Here is a 7,260-nt window from a genome sequence, read left to right as displayed (position 1 = left end):
GGCGTCATTAACCAGGGCGTTGACGGCGTCGATCGCCTGGTTGAGGTTGTTCTTGATCTCGTTGAAGTCGCCACTGTATTGATCGGTGATCTTGGGCGGGATGTCGCCCTTGGCGATCCGGTCGACATATTCGGCCGCGACGTTCAGCGGCCCGATGACCGCATCGAGGGTCTCGTTGAAGCCGACCACGATCTTCTGGAATTCACCCTGATGTTTGGAGGCATCGGCGCGGGTGTCGAGCTTGCCGGCGATGGCGGCATCGGAAAGCATGGAGGCATCTGCTACAAGCGTGCGAATCGTCTCCACCATCTTCTTCATGGCGGCCATGACACTGGTTGTGTCGCCGGTTTTGAGTGCAATCTCGCGGCTGAGATCACCGACTGCGACCAGGTTGGCGACTTCTCCGACCTCTTTCGGGTCAGCGCCCAGCTGATTTAATGTTGAGCGGGTCAGGTAGAATGCGGTAAAGATTCCCAGCAGGATCGCTACGGCACCAAGGCCGAACATAAAGTTGCGAGCCTGGATATAGGCGGCAACCGCCTCCTCGTAGCGGATCTTGTTCCGCTCCATGTTATGGTCGAGCAGTTCCTCCAACAGTTTCGTCACGGCACGCTCTGCCGGCGCCGCCTCCTTGCTCATCAGTTGGTTAGCCTCTTTGTCCTTATTGGCCAGGGCCAGCGCCATGACCTTGTTATTCAATTCGCGCGAGGTGACAATGCTCTCCTTAATCTTGTTGATGATATCAGTCGCCTTGGTATCGGTTTTGTTGGTCATTTCCTCAACTTTTTTGAAATTATTGTTATATTCACCCCGGAACTTGGTAATCCGCTCGCTGTATTCCTTCCTCTTTTCCGGGTTGTCATTGTAAAGCATGTTCCGGAGATTGATACCGATGTTGGCAAGGTTCATATTCATATCGCTGACATACGAAATCCTTACCGCGTTTACCTTGACGATCCGTTCCATTTCATTTTCGATTTTGGACATGCCGCTGATACCGATCCAGATCAGGGCCACCATCAAAACCAGCAGCAGACCAAACCCCAAAGATAACCGCTTACTGAGATTCATGTTCTTAAACATAGTGCCCCTCCTGTTTTGTACTTTCGATAATTCTGAACTACCACCAAGGGAAACCCTGATAGGTTCTTCAATTATTACTCATATCGGAAATTCGTCAACAGACTTTAATAAAAGTTGCTAATGAGTTTTACCGAATTTATTCAGGGGCTTATATGGCTGCGGCGCACGGCGGCAAGGGTGTGAAGTATGACCTGGTGGGCATCGGCAAGGATGGGATCATCGTGACCGGGATAGATGGCCTCAACCCGCAGGGAAGCGATCTGCTGCAGGCAGGAAAGGAATTCCCCGCTGTACGAACCGCCGGGAGAGAGAATCCTGAGCGGAGTATCGCCGGAAAAGAGCGCCGCCTGATCGGCGGCATAGAGACAAATGGAATCACTGGAATGGCCGGGGGTATGCATTACCCGGCAATCGCAATCGCCGATACGCAAAGTCTCCCAGCCGCGCAGGCGCCTTTCACCTCGTCCGAGATCGCCATAGGAATAGATTCTGGGATTGAATCGCTTGATTATCACATCGAGGCCACCAGTATGATCAAAGTGATTGTGGGTGATGATAACCTGCTCTACACCCCGCTTTCCGATGCCGGTGGAAATCGCTTCAATTTCATTGAGAATCGAGCCGTCGGTTCCGGTGTCGATCAGCGTATTTACGTCTTCTATCCGGTTCCAGTCTCCCAAAACGAGATAAGAACGACAGCTGTAGACATCCGGACTGCCGTGAAGCGTAAATACTTTCATGGTCAGCGCTTTCGGTACAACTGGGCGTCAGGGGTCACCTGCTCGAACAGATGGGCCAGCTCCTTCGGCATTTTCTGGGTTTGCTCACTCGCAAAAAACCCTCCCGGGGCAAGTGCCGCATGAAACATTTTTATGACTTCGATCCGCTGTTCGTGGCTGAAATGAAGCAGAACATTCTTGCACATTATCAGGCAAAAACCGTCTCCGATCGGCTTCAGAGCAAGCAGGTCGTGCTTCTGAAAGGCCAGCCTGGTACGGACCGGTTCGATGATCCTGAATTGACCATCCCCGTCAGGCAGAAAATACTTCTCGAAAAGCTCTTTCGGTATTCTCTGCAGCTCTTCGTAAGGATAGACTCCAGCACGGATTATATCGCCGAAAAGATTGCTGCCGTCGATATCGGTGGCATCAATCTTCAGGTTTTTATAGGCAAATTTCCCCATGTTTTCGGCAAAGACAATGGCCAGGGTGTATGGTTCCGGCCCCATGGCGCATCCGGCATCCCATACCTTGACCACGCTCCGTCCGGCTGCGAATGGCACTACATGACGCACTATATGTTCGATTGTGTGGATATCACGGAAAAAGAAGGTAAAAGCCATGAATAGCCTGCTCCGTTCTGCTGAGGGATTGATAAAGAAATATTTTTGTCGAAAAGAAGTGCACAACAGAAGAAGCGTTCAGACAGAGACCATCTAACGCCGCGAGAATCCGGACCTTGCTCGCACCGTTTCAGCTGTTACAACAAGGTCCGGATTCAATTTCTTCATCTTCATTTATGGGCGTTGATCACTGCTTAGACTTTCACTAAGCCCGTTCAGACATCTCGGCTCCCCGCATCAGGTGCGGGATATCAAGGATAAGGGCAACACTGCCGTCTCCCAGGATGGTCGCACCGGAAACACCTTCCACGTTCTTATAGGCCCTGCCGAGAGACTTGATAACGGTCTGATGCTCACCGATGACGTTATCTACGACAAACCCCACCCGCAATCCGTTGACCTCGGTTATGACAATTTGCTGGATTGCCGGCGGAGTGCCCGTAATACCGAATTGCTCGCGCAGCGGGACGTAAGGGATCAGATGACCGCGCACATTAGCCAGGTTCCTGCCATGAGAATCTTCGACCTGTTCCCGGGTAAGTTCAACGCACTCATTAACCAGTGACAGCGGCAGCACGAAACAATCGGCTCCGATCTTTACCAGCAGACTTTCAATTATTGCCAGGGTGAGAGGGATCTTGACCGTTATTGTCGTTCCGACCCCGCGTGTGCTGTTGATGTCGATTGTGCCCCTGAGGGCGTCTATGGCCCGTTTGACCACATCCATGCCGACGCCGCGCCCGGATACGCTGGTAATCTGCTTAGCCGTGGAAAATCCGGGAGCAAAGATCTGGGCATAGATCTCCTTGTCGGACAGCTCCGCAGTTGCCTGGATCAGACCCTTTTCCACTGCCTTGGCCCGGATCGCATCCCGGTCAAGCCCGGCACCGTCGTCGGTTATGGAGATGAGCACGCTGTCCCCGGAATGAACCGCAGCCAGGTGAACCGTACCTTGACTCGGTTTTCCGGCCGATATCCGCTCTGCCGGGCTTTCGATGCCATGATCGATGCTGTTCCGGATCAGATGAACCAATGGATCGTTCAGCCGTTCGATGACGGTCTTGTCCAGTTCGGTTTCAGCCCCTTCGGTAGTCATTTCGATCTCTTTGCCCAGCTCGTTGGACAGGTCGCGCACCAACCGCTTGAACTTGCTGAAAGTAGTCCCGATCGGCAGCATCCTGATGTTGAGCGCATTGTCCCTGAGTTCCGCGGACAGACGTTCAACCTCTTCGGCAATATTTACCAGTTCGGCATCTCTCTTGGACATTGCGGTCTGCGATAACCGGGCCTGGACCGTAACAAGTTCGCCGACCAGGTTGACCAGGGCATCGAGTTTGTCTGCCGGCACCCTGATGCTGGTACCGGAATCCGCCTGCTGCACCTGCCGCTCCTGGCGAACCTCTTTTACACATTGCTGCTCGACCAGGGCAGATTGGACATCATCCGGTTTTGCCAGTCCGGTTGCCACCGCGAGTTCGCCAAACCGCTTTTGCATTGAGAGGACCTTGTCCATATCCTCGCGCGAGATGTCTCCACGTTCGACAAGGATCTCACCCAGTTTCTTGTAATCCCCTTCCGTTTCAATGCTGCCGTCATCAATAACATCGCAGACGACTTCGCAATCATCGGCAACGAAAATAAACACGTCCTCGATCGCATCCTTACCCCTGGCCGTGGTGAGGATTATGTCCCAATGCACATAGCAGCTTTCCGGCTGGAACTCCTCCAGCACCGGTATTCCGGAGAGCTGGGCTATGGGCCGGCATGCCCCCAGGTCTGACAGTTCTGCGATCAGCTTGAGCGGATCGGTGCCGCTCATGAAGATGTCCGGAGCAGGCTTGAACCGGATCCGATAGGTAAGGAGATTCCCTTGAGGCTGGAATGGTGCTTTTGTTGCAGAGACAGGGGTGAAATCATCTTCACCGGTTTGCGGTAGAAGCTTCTTCAGTTCCAATATCAGTGCTGCGGCTGCCGAATCGTCTACCGGGCTGCCGCTGTCGGAAGAATCCAGCATTGCCTTGATCTGATCCCGGGCGGACAGGGTCAGATTTATGAGCTGCTTGGTAACCGGGATTTTGTCGTTGCGGACCAGGTCGAATACTGTCTCAACCTCGTGCGTGAAGGCGGCAATATCCTCGAATCCGAACATGGCGCCGGAACCTTTGATTGTGTGCATCGCCCGGAAAACCCGTCCTATGGTTTCCTTGTCGTCAGGCACCTCTTCGAGTGCCAGCAGAGAGGTTTCCAGTTCCGCCACCAGTTCGTACGCCTCTTCCTTGAATGCCTGTCTATGAGCGTCTATCATCCCAGCACCTTTTTCACAACAGTGATCAGTTGTTCCGGTTTGAACGGCTTTACTATCCACCCGGTCGCTCCCGCAGCCTTCCCCTCAGCCTTTTTCGAATCCTGGGACTCTGTCGTCAGCATGACAATGGGGATGAACTTGCAGGCCGGCAATGCGCGCGCGCCCTTGATAAGCCCGATACCGTCGAGGTTGGGCATGTTGAGGTCGGTAATTATCATATCGACCTTGCTCGAAGAGAGCTTCTGAAGGCCGTCCTTTCCATCTACGGCCTCAACTACATCATAACCGTTCTGCTTCAGCGTAAAGCTGACCATCTGCCTGACACTCGCAGAATCATCAACTGTCATGATAATTTTTCCCATTACTGTGCACCTCCGACCCAGATACAGCGATTATTCTCATTCTGCATGCAGCCGATGTGACGGGCAAACCCGGCACACTCCAACACTTTAGAAAAATCTTCCCTGTCGAGGCCGACCACGTCAAATTGCTTGCCCGAAACGCAGGAAGACCTGTGGGTCGCGCAAAGAAGCTGCAACCCGGCAAGGTCTATGTCGCTTACCTTTTCGAGATCACAGGTCAGCTTTGTGGCTTCCTTGAAGGCTTCAAGCAGAGCGTCCCTGATCTCGACGGCATTATGAATCGTCATGCTCCCGGATAACTGCATCACCAGGTTTTCCGGACCACCAGTTCTGTCAGCTGTAAACTCTTCCATATATTCCTCCGCCATCAGAATAGTTCAACATTGTCGTCCGACTCTTCACTGCCGCTACCGGAAAATGTATCAAACCCTTCAGCCCCTGCAAATCCGGCATGAACCTTTCGCTCGCTGTGCATCGTGTATCTGGTGGCCAACTCCTGAAGCCGGGCGGTTTTACCCTTGGCCAGATCAATCGGGATAAGGGCAGCTGCTTCGGCGACGATTGCATTCAGAGCACCGAGGACATCCGAGAGCCCGCTGGCCATTAATTCATGGACCGATATGGAACTTGTTGTGGATTCAATATCGCAGGAAAGCGCAAGCACTTCGCCTTCCAGGGATTGAACCTTTTCGATTATGTTTTCATTCAGCAGCCGCAATGAATTTAAGACTGAATCGAGCTCATTTACTATCGAGTCTATTTCGTTTTCCAGGTTCTCCGCTTCTTCGCCGACGTCGTGGAAAAGGCTTTCAGTGGTTTCGGTTACCGCAAGCAGAGTTCTAGAGACATTGCCGGTCTGTTCCTGCGCTTCTACGGAAAGCCTTTGGGTCGCCTCGGCAAGCACTCCGAGGGCAGCACCTTCTGCACCGGTTCTGGCTGCCTTTATCTGCGCATTCATAGCAATCAGTTCGATCTCTTCACCAATATGCTCAATATCACCCACATAGGTTACAATCTCACCGACAGTACCGGCAACACTTGTCATGGCACGGGTAATCGATTTGTTGGCTTCGGCATTGCTTGCAAACACGGCAGCGATCTTCTTCAGATCGTCTGCCATGTCACTGAAAAAAGAGCTCCCCGCCCGGTCGGCGACCCCTGCCATCTCCCTGGTCTTTGATGCCGTATTCGATTCCTTGTCGGAAACCTTGCAGAGATTGTCAATAATACTTCTTACCGCATCGGATATCTCATCCCCGGCCTGGCGAAGTTGAGCCGCCTGGAGTTCGCATATATCCGTCATTTCCACTGCAAGGTCCATCTCCTCTGATCCGCAGGAGGTTACCCTGTGATGAAGTTCTGCGAGCGCGGTTTCGACATGTTCAATCTGCTGACGGACAATGTCGTGAAACTGCATTGACGTAACAACTTCACTCATGCCTTTCGAGATTTCGGAAGAAGCAGAAGCAACTACAGACGCTATTACCGAGCAATTACTGTTTATCTCTTTAAGAGAAGCAAGGCTGGCGCGGGTTTTATCCAGAATTCCCTGCACCCGCTGAATCTGTTCGGCCTCGGTTTTTTCCACACCTTCAAGGGTTTTTCTGATCGTGTCGCAGAGAGAAGATTGTTGCGTCAGGATTGTTTGTGACTTTTCCAGCACCTGTACTGACAGGTTGGCAACATCTGCGGCAATGGTATCAAAACCGGCGGCGCTGTTTCCGAGCCGGGCACTCTCAATCTTGGTTGACATGCCGAGCATTCTCAGCACCTTATTTATCGTGCTGAAGCCGCTTAGCGGCTCGACAACCTGTTCCAGAAGGCGAAGCACGTTTCCAAGCGATTCACAATCCAGTCCGGCCTCACGCTCCGAATCAACCAGGTAATTCTGCATTTTATCGAGCAGGGTCACAAGATGCTCAATAGCTCCCTGAACCTCTTCCCCGCTGACCTGAGCCGTCACATCAGAAGCAAGCCGGTCAATCGACCCGGCTCTGAAATAATAGTCCTGCAACCTGGCTCCAATAGAGAGAAATTCACCTTCTGTAGACCCCGAAAGCTGCTGCAGCTTTTCCGTCATCAGTGCCAGCGATTCCCCCCACGAGGCAAAAGGGAATACTATCGTCTCAATACCTTTATCCATAACTGATGTGCGTTCAGATAAGGTG

7 protein-coding genes are annotated in these 7,260 nt (G+C 52.5%); all 7 read right to left on the bottom strand.

From position 1 onward, the window contains the following. Positions 1 to 1,083 (bottom strand): MCP four helix bundle domain-containing protein (locus tag OR1_RS19180; protein ID WP_041974476.1); only part of this gene is annotated, 1,083 nt, incomplete at its 3' end. 140 nt (positions 1,084 to 1,223) lie between these two features. After that, a complete protein-coding gene (locus OR1_RS19175; RefSeq protein ID WP_041974474.1) occupies positions 1,224 to 1,823 on the bottom strand; it encodes an MBL fold metallo-hydrolase in 600 nt (199 codons plus the stop codon). Between the two features lie 2 nt (positions 1,824 to 1,825). Next, entirely contained in the window at positions 1,826 to 2,425 is a 600-nt protein-coding gene (locus tag OR1_RS19170; protein ID WP_041974471.1) for a protein-glutamate O-methyltransferase CheR, read from the bottom strand. A gap of 205 nt (positions 2,426 to 2,630) precedes the next feature. Continuing rightward, positions 2,631 to 4,730: a chemotaxis protein CheA gene (locus OR1_RS19165; RefSeq protein WP_152609982.1), complete on the bottom strand. Its 2,100-nt coding sequence runs from the start codon at positions 4,728 to 4,730 to the stop codon at positions 2,631 to 2,633. Beyond that, positions 4,727 to 5,092, bottom strand: a complete 366-nt coding sequence (locus tag OR1_RS19160) for a response regulator (protein ID WP_041974469.1) — start codon at positions 5,090 to 5,092, stop codon at positions 4,727 to 4,729. The genes OR1_RS19165 and OR1_RS19160 overlap by 4 nt, the downstream gene beginning before the upstream one ends. Continuing rightward, positions 5,092 to 5,445 (bottom strand): STAS domain-containing protein, encoded by a 354-nt coding sequence (locus OR1_RS19155; protein WP_041974467.1) that lies wholly within the window; start codon positions 5,443 to 5,445, stop codon positions 5,092 to 5,094. Before OR1_RS19155 ends, OR1_RS19160 begins: the two co-directional genes overlap by 1 nt. Positions 5,446 to 5,459: 14 nt before the next feature. Further along, positions 5,460 to 7,235, bottom strand: a complete 1,776-nt coding sequence (locus tag OR1_RS19150) for a methyl-accepting chemotaxis protein (protein WP_152609981.1) — start codon at positions 7,233 to 7,235, stop codon at positions 5,460 to 5,462. Positions 7,236 to 7,260: the final 25 nt, after the last annotated feature.

This window comes from Geobacter sp. OR-1 (genome assembly GCF_000813145.1).
Taxonomy (GTDB): Bacteria; Desulfobacterota; Desulfuromonadia; order Geobacterales; family DSM-12255; genus Geoanaerobacter.
This window is presented reverse-complemented; position numbering and strand designations above follow the sequence as displayed.

Bases quoted from the DNA above. Each gene is read 5' to 3' on its own strand.
- OR1_RS19175 (WP_041974474.1), bottom strand. From the start codon at position 1,823: ATGAAAGTATTTACGCTTCACGGCAGTCCGGATGTCTACAGCTGTCGT.
- OR1_RS19165 (WP_152609982.1), bottom strand. From the start codon at position 4,730: ATGATAGACGCTCATAGACAGGCATTCAAGGAAGAGGCGTACGAACTG.
- OR1_RS19170 (WP_041974471.1), bottom strand. From the start codon at position 2,425: ATGGCTTTTACCTTCTTTTTCCGTGATATCCACACAATCGAACATATA.
- OR1_RS19150 (WP_152609981.1), bottom strand. From the start codon at position 7,235: ATGGATAAAGGTATTGAGACGATAGTATTCCCTTTTGCCTCGTGGGGG.
- OR1_RS19155 (WP_041974467.1), bottom strand. From the start codon at position 5,445: ATGGAAGAGTTTACAGCTGACAGAACTGGTGGTCCGGAAAACCTGGTG.
- OR1_RS19160 (WP_041974469.1), bottom strand. From the start codon at position 5,092: ATGGGAAAAATTATCATGACAGTTGATGATTCTGCGAGTGTCAGGCAG.